Source organism: Acinetobacter sp. 778_lipA, from assembly GCF_058242985.1.
In genome coordinates, this window is the sequence record NZ_JBZAYT010000001.1 from 2,202,081 (window position 1) to 2,223,552 (window position 21,472).

22 protein-coding genes are annotated in these 21,472 nt (G+C 33.9%); 8 read left to right on the forward strand and 14 right to left on the reverse strand.

What is annotated here, in order from left to right:
- The first annotated feature begins 134 nt into the window (after positions 1 to 134).
- From sstT to AC4CUY_RS10500, 4 genes are all read left to right on the forward strand, one after another.
- Positions 135 to 1,331 (forward strand): serine/threonine transporter SstT, encoded by a 1,197-nt coding sequence (gene sstT / locus AC4CUY_RS10485; protein WP_419327249.1) that lies wholly within the window; start codon positions 135 to 137, stop codon positions 1,329 to 1,331.
- 32 nt (positions 1,332 to 1,363) lie between these two features.
- Complete coding sequence (locus AC4CUY_RS10490) at positions 1,364 to 2,038, forward strand: YoaK family protein (protein ID WP_336951006.1); 675 nt, start codon at positions 1,364 to 1,366, stop codon at positions 2,036 to 2,038.
- A gap of 15 nt (positions 2,039 to 2,053) precedes the next feature.
- Positions 2,054 to 2,590, forward strand: coding sequence for a DUF2058 domain-containing protein (locus AC4CUY_RS10495; RefSeq protein WP_336951005.1), 537 nt, complete (start codon positions 2,054 to 2,056; stop codon positions 2,588 to 2,590).
- 589 nt (positions 2,591 to 3,179) lie between these two features.
- Positions 3,180 to 5,267, forward strand: a complete 2,088-nt coding sequence (locus AC4CUY_RS10500; RefSeq protein WP_490774086.1) for a TonB-dependent receptor plug domain-containing protein — start codon at positions 3,180 to 3,182, stop codon at positions 5,265 to 5,267.
- Positions 5,268 to 5,400: 133 nt separating this feature from the next.
- Here AC4CUY_RS10500 and AC4CUY_RS10505 read toward each other — a convergent pair whose 3' ends face one another.
- From AC4CUY_RS10505 to AC4CUY_RS10555, 11 genes are all read right to left on the reverse strand, one after another.
- Positions 5,401 to 6,141: an adenosylcobinamide-GDP ribazoletransferase gene (locus AC4CUY_RS10505; protein ID WP_419327252.1), complete on the reverse strand. Its 741-nt coding sequence runs from the start codon at positions 6,139 to 6,141 to the stop codon at positions 5,401 to 5,403.
- Positions 6,138 to 6,749 (reverse strand): histidine phosphatase family protein, encoded by a 612-nt coding sequence (locus AC4CUY_RS10510; protein WP_336951000.1) that lies wholly within the window; start codon positions 6,747 to 6,749, stop codon positions 6,138 to 6,140. The genes AC4CUY_RS10505 and AC4CUY_RS10510 overlap by 4 nt, the downstream gene beginning before the upstream one ends.
- Before the next feature lie 30 nt (positions 6,750 to 6,779).
- The gene (gene cobT / locus AC4CUY_RS10515) at positions 6,780 to 7,832 is read right to left on the reverse strand and encodes a nicotinate-nucleotide--dimethylbenzimidazole phosphoribosyltransferase (RefSeq protein WP_490774087.1); all 1,053 of its coding nucleotides are present in this window, start codon (positions 7,830 to 7,832) and stop codon (positions 6,780 to 6,782) included.
- 81 nt (positions 7,833 to 7,913) lie between these two features.
- Positions 7,914 to 8,426: a bifunctional adenosylcobinamide kinase/adenosylcobinamide-phosphate guanylyltransferase gene (gene cobU / locus AC4CUY_RS10520; RefSeq protein ID WP_336950998.1), complete on the reverse strand. Its 513-nt coding sequence runs from the start codon at positions 8,424 to 8,426 to the stop codon at positions 7,914 to 7,916.
- A complete protein-coding gene (locus tag AC4CUY_RS10525) occupies positions 8,414 to 9,082 on the reverse strand; it encodes a 2'-5' RNA ligase family protein (RefSeq protein ID WP_419327255.1) in 669 nt (222 codons plus the stop codon). Before AC4CUY_RS10525 ends, cobU begins: the two co-directional genes overlap by 13 nt.
- Before the next feature lie 100 nt (positions 9,083 to 9,182).
- Positions 9,183 to 9,857 carry an HAD family hydrolase gene (locus tag AC4CUY_RS10530; protein WP_336950996.1) on the reverse strand — a complete coding sequence of 225 codons (675 nt, stop codon included), beginning with the start codon at positions 9,855 to 9,857 and terminating at the stop codon, positions 9,183 to 9,185.
- A gap of 62 nt (positions 9,858 to 9,919) precedes the next feature.
- On the reverse strand, positions 9,920 to 11,518 hold the full coding sequence (locus AC4CUY_RS10535) for a histidine-type phosphatase (RefSeq protein ID WP_490774664.1): 1,599 nt from the start codon (positions 11,516 to 11,518) through the stop codon (positions 9,920 to 9,922).
- Positions 11,519 to 11,769: 251 nt separating this feature from the next.
- Positions 11,770 to 13,257, reverse strand: coding sequence for a phosphoethanolamine transferase (locus AC4CUY_RS10540; protein ID WP_490774088.1), 1,488 nt, complete (start codon positions 13,255 to 13,257; stop codon positions 11,770 to 11,772).
- A 296-nt stretch (positions 13,258 to 13,553) separates the two neighbouring features.
- Positions 13,554 to 13,691, reverse strand: a complete 138-nt coding sequence (locus AC4CUY_RS10545) for a TMEM165/GDT1 family protein (RefSeq protein WP_490774089.1) — start codon at positions 13,689 to 13,691, stop codon at positions 13,554 to 13,556.
- 57 nt (positions 13,692 to 13,748) lie between these two features.
- Entirely contained in the window at positions 13,749 to 13,964 is a 216-nt protein-coding gene (locus tag AC4CUY_RS10550) for a TMEM165/GDT1 family protein (RefSeq protein ID WP_419327259.1), read from the reverse strand.
- 355 nt (positions 13,965 to 14,319) lie between these two features.
- The gene (locus AC4CUY_RS10555; RefSeq protein ID WP_490774090.1) at positions 14,320 to 14,757 is read right to left on the reverse strand and encodes a DNA breaking-rejoining protein; all 438 of its coding nucleotides are present in this window, start codon (positions 14,755 to 14,757) and stop codon (positions 14,320 to 14,322) included.
- A gap of 298 nt (positions 14,758 to 15,055) precedes the next feature.
- Here AC4CUY_RS10555 and AC4CUY_RS10560 point away from each other — a divergent pair, with 298 nt between their 5' ends.
- Positions 15,056 to 16,375 carry an NAD(P)/FAD-dependent oxidoreductase gene (locus AC4CUY_RS10560; protein ID WP_490774091.1) on the forward strand — a complete coding sequence of 440 codons (1,320 nt, stop codon included), beginning with the start codon at positions 15,056 to 15,058 and terminating at the stop codon, positions 16,373 to 16,375.
- A 276-nt stretch (positions 16,376 to 16,651) separates the two neighbouring features.
- Here AC4CUY_RS10560 and AC4CUY_RS10565 read toward each other — a convergent pair whose 3' ends face one another.
- Both AC4CUY_RS10565 and AC4CUY_RS10570 read right to left on the reverse strand, forming a co-directional pair.
- Positions 16,652 to 16,885 (reverse strand): hypothetical protein, encoded by a 234-nt coding sequence (locus AC4CUY_RS10565; protein ID WP_419359725.1) that lies wholly within the window; start codon positions 16,883 to 16,885, stop codon positions 16,652 to 16,654.
- A 301-nt stretch (positions 16,886 to 17,186) separates the two neighbouring features.
- Positions 17,187 to 17,798, reverse strand: coding sequence for an NAD(P)-dependent oxidoreductase (locus AC4CUY_RS10570; RefSeq protein ID WP_490774092.1), 612 nt, complete (start codon positions 17,796 to 17,798; stop codon positions 17,187 to 17,189).
- A 993-nt stretch (positions 17,799 to 18,791) separates the two neighbouring features.
- On the opposite strand from AC4CUY_RS10570, the gene AC4CUY_RS10575 reads away from it, so the two are divergent.
- From AC4CUY_RS10575 to AC4CUY_RS10585, 3 genes are all read left to right on the forward strand, one after another.
- A complete protein-coding gene (locus AC4CUY_RS10575; protein ID WP_336950989.1) occupies positions 18,792 to 19,181 on the forward strand; it encodes a hypothetical protein in 390 nt (129 codons plus the stop codon).
- A gap of 252 nt (positions 19,182 to 19,433) precedes the next feature.
- A complete protein-coding gene (locus tag AC4CUY_RS10580; protein WP_490774093.1) occupies positions 19,434 to 19,901 on the forward strand; it encodes a hypothetical protein in 468 nt (155 codons plus the stop codon).
- A gap of 140 nt (positions 19,902 to 20,041) precedes the next feature.
- Entirely contained in the window at positions 20,042 to 20,236 is a 195-nt protein-coding gene (locus tag AC4CUY_RS10585) for a hypothetical protein (RefSeq protein ID WP_336950987.1), read from the forward strand.
- A gap of 139 nt (positions 20,237 to 20,375) precedes the next feature.
- On the opposite strand, the gene AC4CUY_RS10590 is transcribed toward AC4CUY_RS10585, so the two are convergent.
- The gene (locus tag AC4CUY_RS10590; protein ID WP_336950986.1) at positions 20,376 to 20,768 is read right to left on the reverse strand and encodes a GNAT family N-acetyltransferase; all 393 of its coding nucleotides are present in this window, start codon (positions 20,766 to 20,768) and stop codon (positions 20,376 to 20,378) included.
- Between the last annotated feature and the right edge of the window lie 704 nt (positions 20,769 to 21,472).

Genomic DNA, 21,472 nt, shown 5'->3' on the forward strand with positions numbered 1-21,472 from the left:
TTGCTGAAAAAGCTATATATTTTTTAATATCTTAATTTTTATGGCGAAATTGTATTATTTAAGTTTTCGCTTTTAGGTATAGAATACGCGGCTTGTTCATCGATTTTAGACCAGTTTAGGCATAAAGGTTCAACATGTTTGCTGCCCTAGCACGTTTAAGTTTAGTTACTCGTATTCTTATTGCCATTATTCTTGGTTTTATAGTTGCGTATCTATTCCCCAATTCAGCCCAATATTTCATTATTTTAGGCGAGCTTTTTATTAAAGCATTAAAATCCATTGCACCAATTCTTGTATTTGTCTTGGTTCTCTCGTCTATCGCTAACTTTAAAGTTGGCGAAGGCGCGAGCAACTTAAAACCAATCCTTGGATTATATGCAATTGGAATGTTACTGGCTGCTATTAGTGCAATTACGATAAGCACAATATTTCCAAGTACTTTAATTTTTGCCCACGCAAGTGAAGTTACTTTACAACCACCAGGTAGCGTAGCAGAAGTATTAAAAAATTTACTCCTCAGTTTTATTACCAATCCAATAACAGCTTTACATGAAGCCAATTTCATTGGGATTTTAGCTTGGGCGGTAGGCTTAGGTGCAGCACTGCGTCACGGTTCGGAAACGACTCAACAAGTGATTACAGATGTTGCAGATGCAATTAACGCTATCATTCGTGTCGTGATTGCTTTTGCTCCAGTGGGGATCTTTGGTTTAGTTGTTGCGACATTTGCGCAAGCAGGTTTAGAAACCTTAAAAAACTACGCGCACTTAATTGCTGTTCTTATTGGTACGATGCTTTTTGTTGCACTGATCATCAATCCATTAATTGTTGGTTTTGTGATGCGTAAAAACCCATACCCATTGGTTTTAAAATGCTTAAGAGAAAGTGGAATCACCGCATTCTTTACTCGTAGTTCTGCTGCCAATATTCCTGTAAACCTTGATTTAGCAAAACGATTAGGGGTAAATGATACCACTGCAAACGTTGCAATCCCTCTAGGTGCAACCATTAACATGGCTGGCGCTGCTGTAACAATTACTGTACTTACTCTAGCTGCGGTGCATACGCTTGGTATTCAGGTTGATATCGTCACTATGGTGATCTTATCTGTAGTCTCTGTGGTAACAGCTTGTGGTGCTTCCGGTGTTGCTGGTGGTTCTTTGTTGTTAATTCCTGTCGCTTGTGGTTTATTTGGTATTCCTTCAGAAATTTCAATGCAAGTGATTGCAATTGGTATGGTGATTAGTGTGCTTCAAGACTCAACAGAAACAGCATTGAACTCCTCGACTGATGTATTATTTACAGCAGCAGTCGATCTTTCTAAAAAGTAATATACAGCGTATATGAACAAAAAGAAGGAATTATGCCTCTACAGTATTTGCCCGTTTGGATTCAACTTGGTGCGTTTATGCTTGCGGTCAATGCAGGCATAATTAACGTACTTGGTTTAATTACCGTTCTACATCAATCTATTTCTCATATGACGGGCAATGCCAGTTTATTTGCGCAAGCACTTATTCATCAACAATATGAATATGTGCTTTACTTATTTATGGTGATTGTCAGTTACGTCATTGGTTCAAGTTATAGTGGCTTTATTTTAGGAAATAGCAATTTTAAACTCGAACGGAGATATGGTATTCCACTTAGTCTTGTGGGTGTGTTTATTCTCCTTTGCTGGTTATTTATTCCTTTTTATCCAAAATATGCTTTGCTTTGGGCGAGTACAGCAATGGGAATGCAAAATGCTATGGTCAGTCACTATAAAGGTACGATCATCCGCACTACACACCTTTCAGGGGTTTTAACGGATCTTGGTTTGGCTTTAGGTTATTTTTTTAGAGGCCTTGGCATTGAAAAACGCCGTGTGACACTACATCTACTGATTCTTTTCGGATTTATTCTGGGTGGACTGATTGCCAGTATAGTACATCCTTATTTACAATTAAATTCATTCCTTATCCCTGCTGGATTAAGTTTAATACTCAGCTTAACGTATTGGTTTATTTATTTTCGGCATGGTTCGAAACACATTTAATGGTTGGTTATTGTTATGGTCAAAAACGCGTTACAAGCACAGTTACTCAAAGCTGGCTTAGTAGATAATAAAAAAGCAAAGAAATTATCAAAGCAGGCACAGCATGAGCAACGTACAGGTCAGAGCAATGAAGCTGAGCTTAAAGCTAAAATTGAACAAGACAAGCAAGAAAAAATCAGTAAAGATCAAGCGCTGAATCAAGAGAAACAACGCGTTTTAGATGAAAAAGCCTTAAAAGCTTCAATTATCCAAATGATAGCTCAACATAAAATCAAAGATACAGATGGCGATGCGGTCTATCAATTTATTGATGGTTCAATTAAAAAAATCTATATCAATCAGCAAATTTATAATGCTTTAGTTTCAGGCAGTTTGGTGATCGCGCATGATAATAATGATGCGTATGCAATTTTACCCAAAGCTTTGGGTGAACGTATCAATGAAAAAATGAATGGATTTATTATTGTCAACAATTCTGAGAAGAATGAACAAGTGACAGATGAGGAAGATCCTTATGCTGCTTATGTTATTCCAGATGATTTGATGTGGTAATCCCCTGTTATATTTTTAGAAATTTCATCAGCCTAATGCTTCAATCATTAGGCTTTTTTTGATTTATAGTCAAACCATTTAATTATTCATACAATTAATTTTCATCAAGTCATTAATCAAAAATGAAGCTTAGGTTTTTATGTGAACTTTTAGAAACGATTGGTAATCAATTCGTTTTTTATACTTTTAAATCATAGATGCTTGTCCTAACGTGGGGCGACATGGATATCGCCGTTGGGCGGGGGTAAAGGACGTACCCCTCGCCCAACATGAGCAAAAACAAAGTACTGCTTTGTTTGCAGCGCAAGGTTTGGCAATCCCCACGAAAAGTGAGGCATCGCCTACGCAACGGTATTTAAACTTTGAATGTTAGATGTGGCATTGCAATGCTTTTATATCCAAGCAATTGATTTAACTAAAACTATTTTTAAGAGAAAATATATTCTTGTATCTGAGTTTTTTGACAGGTTGGCTATAAATAAAACAGTTTAAGTATTAAATTTATTTTTTATCCATGCACTTTTCCTCAAAATTTCTACATAATTGTGCGCTAATCTTACGCGAAATTACATAAATGGAACGATGCAACATGCACCGTAGAAAACTTTACTGGGGTACATTGAGTACTTTAAGCCTTACAATATGCGCTATCACCTCTGCAAGCCTTGCAAATGATGAAACGATATCTACAAATAAAACTATTGAAATGACTCAACATCAAGAAACTGAATCACCTCAACAATTAAAAACCTTGGTTTTTGCAGCGGAACAAACACCTGCTAAAGATCCTGATATCAGTGCGGTCGCTAAAACCATTGTGACACGTGAAGAAATGCTACAATTTGGCGATCAATCGGTCAATGATGCTTTAAGACGTGCAGCAGGTTTTCAAATGCCAACATTTGGACAAGGACCGCGTGGATCAAGCGGTTCAGGCAGCATGCGTTTTCGTGGTGGTGGCGCACCAGTATTTTTGATTAATGGGGAAGCTATGCAAGGTGGACCACGCGGTGGTATATCTATTGTTGACTCGATTACGCCTGAAATGATTGAACAAATTGAAATCACCAAACAACCTAGTGTAGCTCAAGCCTCAGTTGCCTCATCCGCAGTGATCAATATCATTTTAAAAGAACCCTTAGACAATGCTCGAATCAGTGGCAATGTTAAATTAGGATATGGCATCACCCAATCCGATCAAAAAGAAGAACAACGTAAAAATATCAGTGTCCAAGCAGATGGGCGTGATGGTGCATGGATTTATAGTGTTTCATCCAATCAAATGTGGAATGACAGTAAAACAAGCACAGAAATTGAAAATATAAATGGTACACGCCAACTAATACGCAGTACCAATCGTACTAATACCATGTTTGCACCACGTATTGAATATCAAATTGATGATCAACAAAAACTGGTTTCAGAAATTTTTTATCGTAAGAATGAAAGTGATGGCTCTAGCAGTAATCAAGTTCAAAATGATAAAAATGACAGTATTCGTTTAAACAGCCGTTATGAGCGTAAAGATAAAGGTGACTCAGACAAAGTCCGCTTGTCTATTGAAAAACAAAATGAAACTGAATCCACTCGTTCCAATCAATACAGTTCTTATATTGATGAAACTGTGAATGAGTACGGTTTAGCTTATGATGGGGTACGCAAGTTTGATGAAAGTAAACAAGTAAAATTTGGACTTGATGCGCGTGCCAATGAGCTAGCAAGCAATATTGCTGATACATTAGATGAGCAACGTTATGCACTTTATTTGGAAGGCAGTTTGAAATTTTCAAAACATCAAACGCTTACCGTGGGTGTGCGTCAGGAATGGTTAGAACGTTCAGGCTTGGTCGGTTATAGTGATCAAAGCCTAAGTCCTGTGCTTGCACATCGTTTAGACTTCAACGATCAATGGTCTTTGCAAACCAATATTAGTCGCGCCTATAAAAGTCCAAATAGTAACAATCTCATGCCGACTGTTTCCATTTCAACTGATGCTGATGCAGGTTCTATCAATAACCCAGACCGTGGCGGTAATCCCAATCTTCGACCTGAAAAAATCACTGCACTGGAAACGACCTTGGGTTATAACACTACTACAGGAGGTATAAATATTACGGCTTTTCATCGAGATATTGATGACTATATCGAAAAAGTGATTCGTCAAGAAGGTACACGTTTTGTTGAGCGTCCATATAATCAAGACCAAGCAACAACCTATGGTGTAGAAGTTTCCGGTCATTATGCTTTAAAACAAACTGAAAATGGTCATTCATTTATGTTGAATGGACAATTATCGACGGTACGCGCCAAAATCGAAGATACCGATCACAATACTCGTTTAGCCAGTGATGTTGCACCTTATACAGCTAGTACAGGCGTTTCATACAATTACCAGCCTTGGCAGTTAGCGACCAGTATTAATCTTACTTACACGCCAGAATTTACTCGTGCTCTAGATAATCTTGCCTATGATCGTACAAGTAACGAACGTGTAAATGTCGATATTAGTGCAACAAAACGCTTCCCTAAAGCTTGGGCAACAACACTGAGTGCTCGTAATATTTTGAGTACAGATTATAAAGAGCGTTTAAATAATCAAAGTGATGGTAGTTTATATGAAGCTCGAGTCAATGATGCTATTCCAAGTTTCTTGTTCAGTGTCGAGAAAAAATTCTAATTTTCATTGAAATAAATACATATATAAATCAAACTCTTATAAGTTACTTGCCAATAAATAATGAGTAAATAAACATAAATAAGTGATCCATTTAAAAACCGAAGTTTAGAAACTTCGGTTTTTCTTAATCTGCTTAAATATAAAAACCACAAATGATAAAACAGAGTAAACAGACGGTTTCTGCGATTTCTATACTTGCACCAATGGTGTCACCCGTAATGCCATCAATTCGTTGAATAAATTTATAGCGAAGATAAATTAAGGTCAAAATAAAAATCGTCGCGGTCACTAAACCTACCCAGACAAAATAACCTGCACCCAATAAACTAATACCAAAAATGATCATTGCCCAAGTTTTAGGAATATATTGAGCAATAGACCAACCTAAACCCTTTTCACGGACATATTCAGTGGTTAGAAATAAAAATAATGGTGTTAAACGCCCTAAAATAGGAAATAGAATCAAAGCAGTATAGTATTGCTCTTGTAATAACACATACAGTGCAGACCACTTAATCAAGCAGATAACAATTAAACTCAGCACACCAAATGGTCCACATGCTGGGTCTTTCATAATTCTTAAAGTATTTTCTTTATCACCAAAGCCACCGACCCAAGCATCCGCAGTATCGGCTAAACCATCTAAATGTAAACCACCTGTGAGTAAAATCCAGAGGACTAGAATAATAGTACTGAGTAAAACAACAGGTAAAACATGTAGAAAACTGGCAACGGCAAACAGAACCAAACCAATCAAAAGCCCAATCACTGGATAAAATAGCAGTGACTGACCATTTTGTTTTGGCGAAGGCATATTTTTTAAATGAACAGGGAAAACCGTTAGAAATTGCAATGCAATCAAAAATGGGGTCATTTATTGCTCTCCAATAACTCTAACTGCATGGTTTCACTGTCCAATATAAACCGATTTAATTGCCCAAGTTCTGCTGACATTTTTAAAATATCATCAAGAGATTGCTTTAGTGCAATACATTTTAAAAGCTTAATCACACCACCATGCGTCACAATCAAAGCAGTTTGGCTTTGGCTAATCAACATCTGCTCTTTGATTGCTTGTAATGCTTGCTTAATTCGATACTGAAAATCTAAATATCTTTCAGCATTTGGCGGGGTAAAATGTGTCGGAGATTGCCAAAAATTTTCCAATAACTCTGGGGACTTTTCATAAATCTGCTGTGTTGAAATGCCTTCCCAATCACCAAAATGTATTTCTTGTAATCGATGATCCTGCATTAGAGGTATTTTTACTTGTTCAGAAAGTGACTGTGCAAATGAAAAACAGCGCTTAAGGGGCGAGCTAAACATAAAATCCCAGTTCGTTTGCACAGAAGATTGATCATAAGAAATGGTCTGGTGCATTTGTTGCCAGCCCAATTCCGTCAATTCGTCATCAGTCGAACCACGCAAAGTATGATTCAGCGTAGTTTCCCCATGACGTAATAGATCAATCCTCAGTTTCATGCATATGCTCTTTTTGAATTATGAATAAATTTAAACTTTCTGGCCAATCACAGCTGCTTCTGCAAAGGTTGCCATGTTGTTATGTAAACTGCATGCCAACTTAATCACCCCCAAGGCAGCACCCGCACCACTGCCTTCCCCTAAACGTAAATTAAGCTTTAATAATGGATCAGCATTCAATTCTTGTAATAGACGCTGGTGTCCATATTCAGCAGACTGATGACCAAACAACATCCATTGTCGAACTTCAGGATTGAGTCGTACCGCGACTAATGCCGACACAGAACTAATAAAACCATCAACAATTACAGGAACGCCGAGTTGAGCACAACGAATATAAGCTCCTGTCATTGCAGCAATTTCTAAGCCACCTACAGCACACAAAACTTTAAATGCATCATTTTTAACATAATTTTTATGTAATTCAAGTGAATTCTGAATGATATTTTTTTTATGAATCAACTGATCAGCACGAATCCCCGTGCCTACACCTGTCAGTTGCTCAGCGGGCTCATTTAATAAGAAACATGCAATCGCTGAAGCTGAACAGGTATTGCCAATCCCCATTTCTCCAGCAATGTAAATTGAAGCACCTTGTGCAATGGCTTTTGCTACACTCTCACGCCCCAGCGCCATGGCTTGCTGACATTGTTGCTCAGTCATTGCCAATTGTTGAGCAAAATTGGCAGTCCCTTGAGCGATACTGTGACGCTCAACCCCTTGATATTGGTAAACTTCACCCACTGTACCACAATCAATGACTTGTAAAGTGGCAGCATATTCTTTAGCAATCACACTGATACACGCGCCACCCGTTGCAAAGTTTTGCAGCATTTGACGAGTTACTGCTTGTGGATATGCTGAAATATTTTCAGCCATCACCCCATGATCGCCTGCAAAAATCGTGATCCAAGGTTTGTCTACATTAGGTTTTGGGTTACTTTGCAAAGCAGCCAATTGCACGGCGACATTTTCCAAAACAGACAGTGAGCCTGTTGGCTTGGTCAATTGTAATTGACGTTCTTCAGCCTGTTGTTTTGTTTCTGCATTTGGTACTTTACATGCTTCTAACCACCAATTCATTGTTACTCTCCATCTCAAATTTTTAAAAATTCATTATTAATCGTTAAAATGCTCAAATTTCTATGATAGTAATCACAATATTTATCCTTTTAATAACATCGGAAAACCTGCGACGCAAAACACTACTTTATCAGCAATTTGACCTAATAGTTGATGTAAACGTCCTGATTCATCAACAAATTTTCGGGTTATTTCACCCATTGGTATAACACCTAGCCCAGTTTCATTACTGACTAAAACAATTTCAGACTCTAATTTAGGTAAGTTTTTAAGCAATTTTTCACATTCAATGCGTTGCATATTTGTGTCCTCATGCATCAATAAATTACTCATCCATAAGGTTAAGCAATCGACCAAAATCACTTGCTTTTCTTGATCTATTTGTTTTAAACAATCTGCTAGATAGAGTGGTTCTTCAATCAGCCGCCATTCATTAGGTCGTTGTGACTGATGGTGTGAAATACGTTGTTGCATTTCATCATCCCAAGCTTGGGCCGTAGCAATATAAATGACCTTTAGATTTGAGTCTTTCGCGATCTTTTCAGCTAATTTACTTTTTCCTGAACGCGCGCCGCCAAGGATTAATTGCAACATGAATTCCACTCCCAAGATCCATCTGTTTTTTTCGGATTGAGTATAAGCTGATGTAACGTGGCTAAAGGCCCTTGTAAGACTTGCGCTTGATATATACCAAAATTAAGCCGATCAACGCTAATTTCAAAACTTTTTTGATCAATCGTTTCGATAGCTTTGAATATTTCTTGTGCTCTAATCTCTGTTGAATACAGACCTAAGGTAATATGTGGATAATAATGTAATGCAGCAATTTCTTGGCTTGAATAGGATAATAACTGTCTAATATTGCTTAGGCTATTTTCATGATCTTGAATTTCTATAAACAAAGCACTACTAAAACTATTTATTTTTCCTGTCGTTAATTTAAAACTATTTGGCTGGTTTTGGGTCAGAATTTTAAGCTGTTGTTGAAATTTGCTTTGAATAAAATCATCATCAAATTGCATTTTATTTTTTTTTAGAAAGCCACAAATATACAATGTGATATGAAATTGGCGTGTGTTGGGTTGCAATAAATAGTTTGAGAATTTTTCTGTTAAATCATTTAAATAAGCTAATAATTCGGGATGATGAATTTCGACGTACCATAAGGCGTAGTGTTTTCTCCCTTTGTGCCACTCAGGATAATTATGTGTCTCAGTTGGAGTTGTTAAACTTTGAGAATCTAAAAACACATCAAATTCACATTAATTTTAATGCTTCTATTAAAGCACGTAATCATCATGTTTAAATCTTGAATTGACTGAGTGTTGTTCAATTGAAAATGAATTTTATTCAGTCAGATTTTATGATTGCCTGATAAAAATCCAACATAGATTCAAAATAGTAATCTGCTCTCGCCAGCATGACCTGATTCGGCGCTTTAATATCCTCAATCAAAATCGTGACTCCCCCAGCCAAATCTGCTGAAGTAATCCCATTTTCAGAATCTTCAATCATCAAGCTGTGTTGCGGATTTAGATTTAATAAAGTGCAGGCTTTGTTAAAAATTTCTGGATGTGGTTTACCTTGTATCACGTCATCGCCACAGACCAACAAGGTAAAATAATGATCAATTTTTGCAAGTTTTAAATATTTTTCAGCAATTTTTCGGGTACTAGATGTAGCGACAGCCAATAGGATATTTTGAGATTGCAAATAAGCTAATATTTCTAAAACTCCAGCTTTCACTGGTACGCCTTGCGACAAAACTATCTCAAGTTCAATTTGTTCAGCACGCTGCCGAATGTGCTGGTAAGGAATATGTTGACCATAAAACTTTTGCGCTAAATGTTCTGAGCTTAACGCATTTAGCCCTAAACATTGCATCAAATAATCTAAGCTAAACTCTACACCGATAATTTCCAACGACGCTTGTTTTAATACATTAAACCTAAGCCTTTCAGTGTCCAGCATCGTACCGTCCATATCAAAAATAGCAGCTTGAATAGTATGTTGCTGGAATTTCACAGTGTTCCTTTTATAAACCGATCAAAAAGGAGAAACCAGTTCCCCTAAAATTTTATAGCAATCTATTGAATATTATAACATTGTTTCAACTTTAAATAATCATAATAATAGCTGTTTGCTTTATAGCGGGCATAATCACAATCTTTTTTAAAAGCAATCTCTTTTTCGTTGTAGAGCATTTTTAACAAAGTCTGCCCTTGCGAATTTTGATAAATATCCCACTGTAAGTTTGCTGCCATCGGTGAGATATCTTCACCACGCCATGCGCTATTTGAATAATTAAACGTCTGTGTAAAGGGCACAGATTGCATCATCCCCTTTAACTCTAAGCTAGTTGCTAAAGGGATAATGATTTCAGCATGAGCAAATCTTAATACAGCAACATTCTTTTGTGTGTTGCTCATAACATCATCAACTTGTTTAAATAAATCCTGTTTAAGTGATTTGGCAATATCTGTTGTTACAGCTTTTCCTGTATCAAAGCTTGGGCCTTTACTATAAAAATCATTGGCATCATTATATTGCGCATAAAACTTAGCCGCGTTGATAGGCATATATTTTTTAAAATGGGTCGCACCAAGCTCGTCTTGCATTCCATCGGTGATTGAATACAACTCGTACACATAAGCCGCAGCATCTACTGCACTGGCAATAGTATTTTTACCTTTTCCTTTTTCAGTAATCTGTTCTCCTTTTGGACTTGTTACAGTGAATGATCCTGAATTACTAAAGCTATAGCCAGTTTGACCAATTTTTTGAATAAACGCTGTTTTAAAAATTGGGCTTAATACATCTGTTGCGATTTTTTGCGCATTAGGATCTGCACTCAATGCTTTAATTTTTTGTTTTAAGTCTGGATCGTTCTCTTCAAAATCTTGATATTTTAAGCTAGCAGCATAGACTGTTTTGTCTAAATCCGTTTTAACATTGGTCAAATCGTCTTGTACATTTAAACTATGAAAATACAGATGAAAGCGATTTACCCCACCATCAACAATACTTGGTATAGAGATACTGTTGAGACTTTGATAACTTGCTGGTGTAATTACAGTTTTTAAACTCGGTTGCTGTTTCAATAATTCATGGGTAAAAAATTTAGCACTGTCCACCGCTCGATCCACACCCGAGCTGATGACTTGTACAGATTTACCTTGTTGGCTAGCTTGATTAAATAATTGTGGTAAGCGTAGTAATAAACGATCTGCAATACCCTGATGCTCTTTAATACCCACAGAAGTTTCGTTGCCATAGCCATACTGACGTATACCTTCTACCCCATAACCCAATAGAATATTGGCTTTCATCATAGCTTCTAAATCGGTACCCAATTGTTCACCCAATGGCGTTAAGGCATTTTCCTGTTTTGCTTTTAACCACATGTTGTATAAAGCTAAATCATATTTAATACTCGATAAACCTCGTGAACCATGTCGAGCAACTAATTCTGTAAAAACTGCATGATAACCAACGGGTGTTGCTTCATAACTGCTTAGTTTCTGCTGAGGTTGATAGGGTTGTTTAGTCTGTAAATATAGTGATGTATCTGCCTTGGGTGGTACTACAACAGCTGAATTATCATCATGATCATTATTGCAGGCTGTTAAAAAAATTCCTGAATAGAAACAAATGATTAGAGAATATTTAATTTTAAATGGTTTCATCATTGAAATATCATATTAGGTTGAATGCAGGCAAACTAATCAAAGAACATGACACTGATATGACCATTATCTATTTATTCCATTTAAAACAACAAAATAAAAGACAGCAATAAGAAAATACCAACCATTAAGAAATATAGTGACGAGTTGATACACTCCTATACTTATTAAAGACCATCTAATTTCAATAAAAACTATCAACTTACCCAAAAACCCGCTTAAAGCACAAACAATGTCTTGGATTATTTTAGCTAATGCCAAAGTAAGCCAGGTAAAAATTTACAGGTTTGATCTAACCAACATAGTTGTTCTTTACGATCTAACCTGTCATGTCCCCCCATTAGATGTAATATATAACGATCTAAATCACCAGCATCAATTGGTCTTTCACTTCTTATACCTTTAGTTGGCATTTGATCATACCAAATAACAATGGGAACACGATATCCAGCCTCGGTACTTGCACTATGTCCAGCATAGTTCTGATCATGTCCAACTTCATTACCATGATCTGATAAAAAGGTAAAAGATCTAAAATCTGATTGAGTGGAAGTTAGAAGGTCAAACAGCTTTGAAACAATCCAGTCTTGGTAAAGTATGCTGTTATCATATTCATTTCGCTTCAGTTGGATTAAATGGCTTATCTCATTTTTTTCAAGTTTTTCTTCTACTTCATCATTTGAATAATCGCTAAATTTAGAAAATTGTTCTGGATAGCGCATTTTATAATTCGGATGTGAACCAATAAGATGTAGAATTATAAATTTACGAGGTTCTGGATCATTTAAAGCAATTTTATATGCAGGAAGAATCTTTTCATCTAATGAAGTACTACTACGGCCTGATTTCTTATTTATAAATACTGCTTTATCTGCATAAGCTGCAAAAAGCGAAGAAATATAAACATCGTCTTGGTTACTAATCCAGTAAACTTTAAAACCTGCAGCCTTTGCATATGCCATGATATTTTCTGGCGCATTATCATCCATTACATCCCGTGTACCATCATTAAATAAATAACGTAAAGATTGAATAGTAGAAGATGCAGGTGCGTATCCACGACAAAATACTTTGAACTGATCACTACGTTTAGTTAGTTCAGGTGTTGTATTTCTTGGATAACCACATAATCCAAAATTAAAACTTGTAATACTATCTGTTAAAACAATCGTATGTATCTGTTTTTTATTAAATTTACCATCAATAATCAACCTCTTTTTTGCATTAAGGGTCCATTCTTTATGTATTTTATCATGCTGTAAAATACGGAGTTTGAAGTCTGCAATATTGCCATAATATCCATACCAAAAAAGTAATGGATGTAAAGCAATTGAAGGCTTAAACGCATAACTCACTATACATAGTAATATTAACAAACCTACAGCATAGCGTCCCACTCGGTTTACTTGCTGATCATGTAAATCTGTTTTATTAAAATATTTAAATAATATAGAAAAATATAAAATTAGAGCAATTAAAATAAAGCCAATAAAGAGCGTAAAAAAAACCACATGTAGATGAAAAAACTCTAAACTTTCATTAAATGTTGTATTCGCAATAGATTCTACAACTGTATATGCTTCAGCATCACTATTGAACAATAGCCAACTTACTGAAAGTAAACTTGTATGAAATATAAAGATAAACCACCAAAGTATGGAAAAAAATTTCCACAATAAGTTTGATTTTTGGGTCGCTTGAAAACACAGCCAGCAACCTGGTAGTGATAAAAGTGCCAATCGTACACTATCCGACCAGTTACCTGCTAAACCCAATAGCAGTAAAGTAATAAGTGGCGGAGTAAGTAGATACAAAGTAAAAAATAAGCGGTGCCAATATATGGGCATTAGTTTAAATCGCCTCATTATAGTTAGAAAAAGTAATATTGAATGAGTACAGTGATCCAAATAAATAAAAAGACAAGTATGCCAATTTCATGAATTAATGGAATAGGAAGTTTTCCAGCAAGCTTATTTCCAATGAAAACTGTAGGAGCATTCACTAACATTATCCCCAAACTCTTCCCTATAGTTACTCAGGCTATGCTGTCAAAACGCGCTGTTAAAGCCACCATAGCTAATTGAGTTTTATCACCAATTTCTGCAAAAAGAAAAGTATAAAGCTTGCACCAAAGATGCCATATTTTTGCCATTTTTAATACTTTCGGATTCATCGCCTAGTTCATCTGGAATAAGCATCCATACAGCCATACCGATAAATCCCACAGAAGCTATCCAAACAATAATGTAGGACTAAGAACAGTAGTAATCCACTGCCCTAAAACAGCTGAAACACCATGTTTTAGTAATGTTGCGAGAAATATAGCGACAAGAATAGGAGTAGGCTTTTGGAGTCGAGCTGAAAGTAGTAACGCCAATAATAGGGTTTTATCCCCAATTTCGGATAAAGCAAATACGGAACGAGATATTAGCAAAGCGGATAGCATAATAATTTCTCTGGCTAGCAATAATTACCAATGATTTGTCACTCTTTCTAGCCAGAGCAGAGTCATAAATCAAAGGTCTTGCCAGCAAAAAGAAATATATACTCGAAAGATCTTTTAGTTCTTTGCTAGGATGACCATGCCCATTTGAGCAATTATGTTGATCATCACCTCTTTACCTGAGTAAAAAGCGGCTACTTGCCAATGAAGTTTTTGTATTCTAGTAGAAATAAGATTAGTTTTCAATCATGCATTATGTAGATAAATTAAATCTATAATGTACTTTCAATATCATATTAATATAAATTCTATACCTACTATATACTTTAAATTATTGGATTTTTATGCCTTAAAAAGATCACCTAGCAGCATGTTTAAGTTCATTTTGAATCTGAATATTAAGTTGAAAATTAACTTTCTGATTTTGGCGAGCACTATTACGCATCTGATAAACTTGTATTGTGTATTCACCACTCAAAGGTAAAATAAGCTCACCAACTTGACCACCAGTAGAACCAATAAAAATTGCCTCATCCCTACCCGGCTTACTATTAGGAGAGAAAAAATTAATATTTGCTAAATTTTTATTACTGTTTATTTTAAATTTAAGAACTTGTCCTTTTTTTGCATAAATTTTATATTGAATATCATCATATCCCTTAAAACTTCCTGTCTGTGTTTTTTGATCTGTACCTTTGGAAAAGGTTATAGATTCTTGAGAAGTTTTAGCAAATGCAGATAGTGAACTAAATGATACTAAAACTGATAAAAGCGGAACACTTATGATTTTTTTCATTTTAAAACCTAATAATATTACTTGTCTCTAAGTATAGGAAAATTTAAATATTTATTATTTAAGTTATGTATAGGTTTATTAAAGATATCGCTTACCTTGTATCAAAGTTGATCAGAAGTTACATATATGCCCTCCAAGTCCGACTCCAATTACCATAAAAAGCCATGTTTGTAGGCTGAAATACGCATCTTATTAAAACAACCTATTGATTTATAATGAAAAAATATTAATAATTTTGTATAAAAAGTATAAGGTGTATTATCCTAGTTTTAGGATGTATAAGTGTACTATAAATTTTATGTTAAAAAATCGCGATATTCATCTTCCGATTATTATTATTGGTGCCGGTATTGCTGGAATAGCATGCGCTAAAAAACTACAAGAAAGTGGTAAAAAAGTTACCCTACTTGAAGCCAGATCTCGTATAGGTGGACGAATAGATTCATTGAAATCTGATTCTGATGTTTTTGATTTAGGTGCATCATGGATTCATGGTATTAAAGATAATCCTATATGGAAAATTACCCAAGAAAACCACATTGAAACAAAAATATTTAACTACTATAAATCTCAATATTTTCATGAAAATGGTTTGCTATTTTCTGATCAAGAAGTTCAGGAGTTTGAATCTCATGTAGAAAAAATAGAAATGCTACTTTCTCAAACACAAACAATATCTGCCCTGAATGCAATTAAAGAAATAATATCTTCTTTAGATTATTCAGGTAGCAAATTTTCAGAGTGTTATCTTAAAAAAATATTATTTAACTTTTTCGAGCGAATAGCAAATGATCCATTTGCGACAAATCTTGACCAACTTTTAGCAAATTATAAAAATTATGAAGGTTATTTTGAAGGAGATGAAGTAATATTTCCCACGGGCTATCATCAAGTGATAGATGTACTTTCAAAAAAATTAGATATTAAATTAAATGTAGATGTAAAAAAAATCATCTGCAAAAATGATTATGTAAAGATTATTGATTCCAATAATAATTTTTACATAGGTTCTCGTGTGGTGGTTACTGTACCACTCGGTGTTTTACAAAAAAATCATATCGAATTTTATCCCTTGCTCCCTAATCACTATGCTAATTCTATTAAAAATATTGGATTTGGTTCATTCAATAAAGTATTTTTTGAATTAGAACAACCGCTTTCTTTTAGATTAAAACTACCTGCCAGACATATAAGTGATTTCTATTGGAATGATATTGGCTGTTTTAATATTTTAGACTTATCTGAAATTTATAAAAAACCAGTTTATTTGATGCTGTTTGGAGGAAAACAATCAGAATTTATCGATAATTCAACGAATAATCAAATATACCAGTTTATTTATAATAGCTTAAAAAAACAATTCGGCAGTATTCCCCATAAGCCTAAGAAGCTCATCATTACACGTTGGGGTTCTGATGCTTATAGTTATGGTTCCTTTAGTTTTCCATCACTGAAGCACACAGATGATCTGGTTAAAGTATTACACAAACCCATTCGAGAACAAATTTTCTTCGCTGGCGAGCATTGTAGTTTGAAATATGCAGGTACTGTTCATGGAGCATATTTAAATGGTAATGAAATAGCTGAAAAGATATTGGGAATAGTTTCACCTATTTAAAATAGTGGCTGTTATACAACAGTAAAACTTACTCAACCAAATAGATATGCGTCTGTAAATATTCAAAAGTAGCAGCTTCATGTCTATATCAACATCTAAAAAATAATTAATATCTAGATCTCTATTTATTATTTCATCATCATTGGTATGAGCAAGCTCATATACTGATACAATATTTCACATATATCATAATGTTGTTTTGGAGCCCATTTAATTATTTTCCATGTATTAAAGGGGCTTACGCCCCTTTAATTATAAGATAATACTTTGACATTATTACTTCGTGTTAGGAGCTTGCTGCTGTTCTTTTGCATTATTATCTTGTTTAGGATTAACACCAGAATTTTGCTGATCTTGATTTCCTTGTTGCTGTTTTTGAGGTTGATTACCTTTATCGCTATCAGGTTGTTTAGATGTTTGGTTATTTTGATTTGAACCAGGTTGATTAGTGGAGTTAGACATAATAATTATCCTTTTTTTATCATTAACATTAATGACAAAATCAAGCATGATCCTTTGCTTTATTAATAGCTACTCTTTATATGTATCAACATATATTAAAATTATAAAAATAAATTCAAAAGCATTGATTTGATTGAAATATTATTTCATTATTTTTTAATAATATTTATTTAGATCAATTCAATATAAACATTTAAAAATCAATCAAAAATAAAATTTGCAAACACTTATAATCCACTTAAGATATTTAAATAATATTCATTCAAGAAACTATAAATCTTATTAATACTATTAATTTTAATGATTTTATATATAAAAAAGCCCTCAATTGAGGGCTTTCATTCACTTCTTAATAACCAACAGTAAAACGTTGATGAATATGGTTATTACTTTCAATTTCATCAGACAATGCTATTGCAAAATCTTCAGCTGAAATTTTGCTACCATCTTTACCTATTATAAGTTCATCTTTTCCTAAACGAAACTCCCCTGTTCGTTTGCCAGGTGCAAACTCAGCAGAAGGTGATATGAAAGTCCACTCGATATCATCAACTTGTTTGAGTTTTTCAAGAAAATTTGTAGCTGCTTCTGCTTCAGGTTTATAAGCAGCAGGAAAATCATCGGTATCCAATAAACGTACATTTTTATTAGGAAGCGTTAATCCACCAGCGCCGCCTACGACGAGGTAACGTTTAACTTTTGAATCCCTAATTGTATTGATCAATGCATTAGCATCTAATCCATGGAAAGGAACTGAGCTTATAACAGCATCCTGACCTTTTAGTACTTCTACGAGTGCATCATGATCATTTAAGTCAACATCTAAAGATAAAACACGTTCCGTATCTGGTATTTTATGTGTATCACGTGCAATAGCTTTAACATAATGACCACGTGAAACAAGTTCTTCTAAAATACGTGAACCTGCCATACCTGTTGCACCAATCAAAGCAATTTTCATAATAATTCCTCAAGTGTTTAAGATAATTTCAAATAAAAAAGATCTATAAATTATCAGATATAAAATTTTTAAAGCTCAAAATTTCAACAACAAAATAATCAATAATTTATAAGCTAGTTATTTCCGATAATTTATAATCATATATATCCTTAAATTTTACATTATAATTTAAGTTAACTTTATGTCAAAATTATGTAAGTAATGTCTTATACAATAAAACTATATATTAATATTTGTTTACAGCATTATTATTTTTGTAATTTTTTAATGTGATTTTAATCTTAATAAAGACCCAATTACACCTTTTAAGCGAAATATAAAATACATCCCACCATCAAAACCACTTTAAAACTTTAAAACTTTAAAACTTTAAAACTTTAAAACTTTAAAACTTTAAAACTTTAAAAATTGATTAAAAGATAAAAATTTTAACAATCTATTTATCACAATTTTAATCACACATTCTTAATACAATAAAACATCACGGATTAAATATTTTATATTGCAACCTAATATAAGCCTTATTTATAGAAAAACACTGAATTTTCAATAAAAAATAAAATCTTTAAAATAATATTTATTTAAATTACCTCTATTAAAAATACATCCCACAAATATAATCCAACAAAATATTTATTATAATTATGTAAAATCTATGAGAAAAACAAATTGAAAAAACATCTTAAAAGATTGAATAAATCTAGAAAAGTAGTTCATCGAACTCCTCTAGCGTTTCATATGGTTAAGTTGAGCTACCGTAATGTGTAGACAATTATCCATTGAAATGGCTGTGTTGCTTTGATTGATCTTATTAGACTCAACTGTATGCTTACCAATGTGTCATCTATACAAAATTTAAATAGTTATATTTTCATTTTTAAGATATTCTACAAAAGCTTTGCTAGTTATTTTAACGTAAAATCTTTTCTGAGAAATTTAGTAATGATTAAAAAATGCCTTTATCTTTTTATACTTTGTGGGCAATCGTATTCTATGCCAGCATTTTCTGAGCAAAACTCAAAAGAAAGATCATTAATGTTTAGTTCTGAACAAAATGAAATTTCACTTGAAAGCACTCCTTCAGTTGATTTTTTTGATTTTAAAAAACAACAAGAAGAATTATCAAAAAAACAAAGATATGAAAAGGCGGTAAAAATTCAAGAAGACTCATTAAACACATCTACTATGAATACGTATGAAAAGACTCAATACTACTTAAAGAAAAATGATATGAATGCAGTAGAGTCTCTACAAAATCAACAAAACATTCAGTATTTACAAAAAGCAAAAGATCGAGGGCTTATTTCAAATGATGAGTATCAGAGAAAATTCAATAATCTAAATACACCTTTATTAAATCAGCGTAATATTCAAAATCAATAACCCAAAGCTCAGAGGCTTAAATGCGTTTTCTTCGAAACACTTGAAGAAATACACTGAGTGTACTTTTGAATAGTCTAAACATCGTAAATCGATATTTTTTGCTAGTCCTGATTCTATGAGTTAGGACTAGGCTATGTTGAGGTTATCTATAATTAAGCGATATAATCGAATAAATTATATACTTAGTCATTATTGATTAATTTCTCAATCTGCATTATGCGTATAACATTCATTATTTCGGGAATCATTTCCATGCCTTTATTCAAATATAGTTGTGTAACCCTTATGGTGTTTACCATCACCGCTTGCGCTACCTTTGTCTCCAAACCCAATGAAGTCGAAGTGGCTGCACAAAAACTAGTAGGGCAACCAGCCAGTAATGCATTTAAATTATTTGGTAAACCTGATCATGGTCTGGGTCCATCATCGTATGGTAGTGGTGGCTTCTATGGGTGGAATCGAGTGCAGACCCATGTAACACCAGAAAGAGTTTTCGTGCAGACAGGTGTTGAGTATATTGGCCAAAAGACGACAATGGTTGGAATCGGAGGTGGTGGCGTGATTGGCCAAATGCCAGTTGGTAGCGAACCTGTATATCGGAAAACTGGATATACAGAGAATCGGACTGTTATCGATTATTTTTGCAATATCACTCTGTACACCGATAAAAAGAATATCATCACAGATGCCAGTGTGATCGGCTGTAATAAGAAGAAGTGATAGTGTAGCTTAAAGCCTATAATTTCAAATGAGTTTATAGCTTATTTAGTCTCATTCTAACACATTGTTTTTCGCATCATTTAAAGCACTACATTCATTGTATTTGGCGACAGTATCAATGATCTATAACAGGAAAAAATATGTCTAAACAGCCAGAATGGATAACACGTGGAAAAACTATCAAACAATTAATTAAAGAGTTGGAATCTTTCGAGGATCAAAACTTATTTGTTGAGATCTCTCTAGACGATGGAGATACATCGAAACCAATAAGTTCGGTTGGTAAAATTGATGGCAAATGTATTCTACTAAATTGTGAAAATTCAAAAGAATAACAATCTCATTAAACCTAATGGTCTTTAAGGGAACTACTCTCAATCTAAGGGTCATGCTTCATCTAATTTTCATTATCAATTCGCACTGCATTCGCTCGTTCTAAATTATTTATTTTCCTAAATAACAAATAAGTTTAAGTCAAATATCCACCCCCAAACCACTTTGTCCATTATGACGAACATAGTAGTTATCAAATTCACTACTTTCCACGAATTGAAAACCATGACGACTATAAAATCGATTTGAAGCACTCTCTTTTAAAGCTCCTACTTTCAATGACAAACCAAGTTCATCCACCTCCATGAAGATATGACGAAGAACTACAGAACCTATGCCTATACCTTGTGCACCTGGTTTAATATAGAGATGGTCAAGTAACATTCCATCGATATAAGGTTTAACAACCACGAAACCTACTCGTTCACCAGAAACTTCTATATAGCGAGTAAACTCAGGATTAAAGCCTTCTCGAAAACGCTCTCTTACACGTATGGGATCAAAACGACCAAGACGCTTAAGGCTTTCAAACATTGCTTCAATTCGAATAGCAACAAGCGCTTCAAAGTCACTAGATTGAGTCTTAACAAGTGTAACAACGCTCTTATTTAGCGAATATAATTTAATATCTGACAATTACTTTTCATCCCAATATTTTAAAAGATTATACAAAATTAAAAGTTTAACCCTCACTTAAAAGCCTTATTCTTTGCATCTTTCAATGTATTACACTCATTGTAATTAGCAATAGTAAATGATACATCGTGTGATTTGTTTACCCTGCCCTGACGCTAATTTTAAAAGTTTAGGGCAAGGTGTCATTCTATTATTTGATGTGTGAAGCTTATCTAGAGTTCTGGATAGCTATATCATGTTAATTTTATAAAACTAAAAAAGAGAAATTCTATTGATGCTATAAACAAAGCACCTCATACTTAGACAATGGTTTACTCCAAAAAAGAAACTCAGTATTTACCTGCTTAATGCGGGTTTCTTATTGCTTAAAAAATATGTCAGACTCAAATACCCTTTATAACAATATACATAAACATGAAGAATATTAATATTAGGAGCACCGAAATAAAAAAACGAAAAAATAAGGTCACTGTTTAATCATCTAAGATGTAACATGGTAATTTACAACTTAATTTTAAATCAGTCAATTCAATAACATAATTATAAAACTGATAAATTTAAGATTTTAATTTTGTCCTTTTTTTAGGATGTAATCCCTTATC

Coding starts and splice junctions, on each gene's coding strand:
- AC4CUY_RS10560 (WP_490774091.1), top strand. CDS start 15,056: ATGTTAAAAAATCGCGATATTCATCTTCCGATTATTATTATTGGTGCC.
- AC4CUY_RS10570 (WP_490774092.1), bottom strand. CDS start 17,798: ATGAAAATTGCTTTGATTGGTGCAACAGGTATGGCAGGTTCACGTATT.
- cobU (WP_336950998.1), bottom strand. CDS start 8,426: ATGTTGCAATTAATCCTTGGCGGCGCGCGTTCAGGAAAAAGTAAATTA.
- AC4CUY_RS10490 (WP_336951006.1), top strand. CDS start 1,364: ATGCCTCTACAGTATTTGCCCGTTTGGATTCAACTTGGTGCGTTTATG.
- sstT (WP_419327249.1), top strand. CDS start 135: ATGTTTGCTGCCCTAGCACGTTTAAGTTTAGTTACTCGTATTCTTATT.
- AC4CUY_RS10565 (WP_419359725.1), bottom strand. CDS start 16,885: ATGCTTGATTTTGTCATTAATGTTAATGATAAAAAAAGGATAATTATT.
- AC4CUY_RS10550 (WP_419327259.1), bottom strand. CDS start 13,964: ATGCTATCCGCTTTGCTAATATCTCGTTCCGTATTTGCTTTATCCGAA.
- AC4CUY_RS10495 (WP_336951005.1), top strand. CDS start 2,054: ATGGTCAAAAACGCGTTACAAGCACAGTTACTCAAAGCTGGCTTAGTA.
- AC4CUY_RS10545 (WP_490774089.1), bottom strand. CDS start 13,691: ATGAATCCGAAAGTATTAAAAATGGCAAAAATATGGCATCTTTGGTGC.
- AC4CUY_RS10535 (WP_490774664.1), bottom strand. CDS start 11,518: ATGAAACCATTTAAAATTAAATATTCTCTAATCATTTGTTTCTATTCA.
- AC4CUY_RS10580 (WP_490774093.1), top strand. CDS start 19,434: ATGCCTTTATTCAAATATAGTTGTGTAACCCTTATGGTGTTTACCATC.
- AC4CUY_RS10590 (WP_336950986.1), bottom strand. CDS start 20,768: ATGTTTGAAAGCCTTAAGCGTCTTGGTCGTTTTGATCCCATACGTGTA.
- AC4CUY_RS10510 (WP_336951000.1), bottom strand. CDS start 6,749: ATGAAACTGAGGATTGATCTATTACGTCATGGGGAAACTACGCTGAAT.
- AC4CUY_RS10575 (WP_336950989.1), top strand. CDS start 18,792: ATGCCAGCATTTTCTGAGCAAAACTCAAAAGAAAGATCATTAATGTTT.
- AC4CUY_RS10585 (WP_336950987.1), top strand. CDS start 20,042: ATGTCTAAACAGCCAGAATGGATAACACGTGGAAAAACTATCAAACAA.
- cobT (WP_490774087.1), bottom strand. CDS start 7,832: ATGAATTGGTGGTTAGAAGCATGTAAAGTACCAAATGCAGAAACAAAA.
- AC4CUY_RS10505 (WP_419327252.1), bottom strand. CDS start 6,141: ATGACCCCATTTTTGATTGCATTGCAATTTCTAACGGTTTTCCCTGTT.
- AC4CUY_RS10555 (WP_490774090.1), bottom strand. CDS start 14,757: ATGAAAAAAATCATAAGTGTTCCGCTTTTATCAGTTTTAGTATCATTT.
- AC4CUY_RS10500 (WP_490774086.1), top strand. CDS start 3,180: ATGCACCGTAGAAAACTTTACTGGGGTACATTGAGTACTTTAAGCCTT.